The 554-nt window shown below is 68.2% G+C and carries 1 protein-coding gene; it reads right to left on the bottom strand.

From position 1 onward, the window contains the following. Positions 1-554: methyl-accepting chemotaxis protein (locus tag ACW5EG_RS17060; protein ID WP_457020506.1), on the bottom strand; the 554-nt coding region annotated here is incomplete at both ends.

Genomic DNA, 554 nt, shown 5'->3' on the forward strand with positions numbered 1-554 from the left:
GCTGGTCACGATCTCGCCCATGGTGCGCCCGGCCTGGTCGACCAGCTCGTTGCCATGGCGGACCTTGTCGGCCGAATCGGTGATCAGCGTCTTGATCTCCTTGGCCGCGCCTGCCGAACGCTGCGCCAGCGAGCGCACTTCCGCCGCGACCACGGCGAAGCCACGACCCTGCTCACCCGCGCGCGCGGCTTCGACCGCGGCGTTGAGCGCCAGGATGTTGGTCTGGAAGGCGATGCCGTCGATCACGCCGATGATGTCGGCGATGCGGTTGGATGACTCGGAGATCGCGGACATGGTCTGCACGACCTTGCCGACCACCTCGCCACCCTGCGAGGCGACATCGACCGCGCCGATGGCCAGCTGGTTGGCCTGGCGCGCGTTGTCTGCGTTCTGGCGCACGGTCGAGGTGAGCTCCTCCATCGACGAAGCGGTTTCCTCGAGCGATGCAGCCTGCTGCTCGGTGCGGCGCGACAGGTCGTCGTTGCCGGCGGCGATTTCCGAGGCCGAGGCGTTGATCGCATCGCTGCCCTGGCGGATCTGGCCGACGATCTCGG

It is taken from the genome of Luteimonas sp. A611, assembly GCF_054072715.1.